The following is a 1,831-nucleotide window of genomic DNA, read 5'->3' as shown; positions in this document are numbered from 1 at the left end:
CGCCGCACCCGGACAAGAACCGTGGCCACTGCCCACCGACCTGGTCGGCGCCCTGTGCGCGACCGTGTTCGAACTCGCCGAGGGCCAACCGCTGCTGATCTGCGTCGACGACGTGCACCACGCCGACCCCTTCTCGCTGCAGTGGCTGCTGTTCTTGATCCGCAGACTCGGCACCGCCCGCATCACGGTGGTCCTGGCCGAACGCACCGCCTGGCAGCACCCCCAACCCGCCTTCCACGCCGAACTGCTGCGCCAGCCCACCTGCCACCGCATCCAACTCGGCCCACTCACCCACCACGGCATCATCCAACTCCTCCAAACCCGCCTCGACGCGCCGAGCGCGGCCGAGCTGGCGGGCAGCTTCGACGCGTTGACCGGCGGCAACCCGCTGCTGGCCCACGCCCTGCTGGAGGACCTGCACGCGGGCACCAGAGTGCCCTTGGTGCAGCGTGCGGCCGCCCTGGGCGCCGGCTACGCATTCTGCCGCGCGGTGGTCAGCTGCCTGCACCGCAGCGAGGCCGCCGCCCTGGCGGTGGCACGGGGCATCGCCATCCTGGGCGACAACGCCACCGCGCACCTGCTCGCCCAACTCCTGGACCTGTCCGAGCAGTGGGCCCAAGGCGTCGTCGAGGGCCTGGAGTCGGCCGGACTGCTGGACAAGGGCCAATTCCGCCACCCCGCCGTGCGCGACGCCGTCCTGCGCGACGTCCCCGCCACCGACCTCAGCGCACTGCGACACGCCGCAGCGCACCTGCTCTACACCCAGGGCGCGCCCGAGCGTGACATCGCCGACCTGCTGCTCGCGTGCGAGGAGAGGGGTGAGGCGTGGAGTACCGGGCTGTTGTGCGACGTGGCCCGCGAAGCCCTGTTCGAGGGTGACGCCGCACTGGCCAGGCGCTGCGTGGAGCACGCCTACCGGGCCTGCAGCGACCCGCGCCAACGCGGCCGGGTGCTGACGTTGATGGTCGGGGTGGAGTGGCAGCTGCAGCCCGGCAACGCCACCCGGCTGCTGCCCATGCTCACCGCCGCGCTGAACGCGGGCGACCTCAGCGACCGGCACAGCGTCATGGTCGTCAAGTACCTGCTGCGGCACGGCCGGATCACCGACGCCTGCGCGATCCTGGACAAGATCCTGGTGCGCGACACCCCCGCCGAAACACGCACCACCGCCGAACTGCGCACCATCAAACTGCAACTGTCCAGCTCCTACCCCGGCGCCCTGGCCGAACTACCACCCTTCGGACCCAGCCCAGCCGATGAGGAACGCGCACCCGCCGCAGTACGCGCCGACCCGCAACTACAAGCCGCCGCCGTACTGGACGAAGTACTGGGCGGACGCGCAAAGGAGAACACCTACCTGGGCGCCGAACAGGTCCTGCGCAGCACCCGGCTCAGCTACCGCTCCTTCGAACAAGTCGAGTTCGCGCTGCTCGCCCTCATCTACGGCGACCAGGAGGCCAGAGCCGCGGCCTGCTGCGAGCAGTTGCTCGACCGCGCCGCCGACACCGCCGCCCAGGGCTGGCGGCCACCCCTGCTGGCCCTGCGCAGCCTGATCGCGGTACGCCAGGGCCACCTCGCCGCGGCGGAGGGGTTCGCGGCCACCGCCCTGGAGGAGATGCCCTGGCAGGGCTGGGGGGTGACCGTCGGCCTGCCCCTGGCCTCCCTGCTGATGGCGCGCACCGCCATGGGCAAGTACGAGGAAGCAGCCGAACTCCTCAACCGGCCCGTACCCCAGGCCATCTACAAGACCCGCTACGGCCTGCACTACCTGCACGCCAGAGGCGAGTACCGGCTGGCGACCAACAACCCCCACGCCGCCCTGGAGGACTTC

1 pseudogene is annotated in these 1,831 nt (G+C 71.3%); it reads left to right on the top strand.

The annotated features are described in order from the left end of the window. A pseudogene (locus ABIA33_RS38010) lies at nt 1-1,831 on the top strand (hypothetical protein); the annotation flags it as partial.

Source organism: Streptacidiphilus sp. MAP12-16, from assembly GCF_041262165.1.
Lineage (GTDB): Bacteria > Actinomycetota > Actinomycetes > Streptomycetales > Streptomycetaceae > Streptacidiphilus.
The sequence above is the reverse complement of the archived record's forward strand: the minus strand, read 5'-3'. Positions and strand labels throughout refer to the sequence as shown.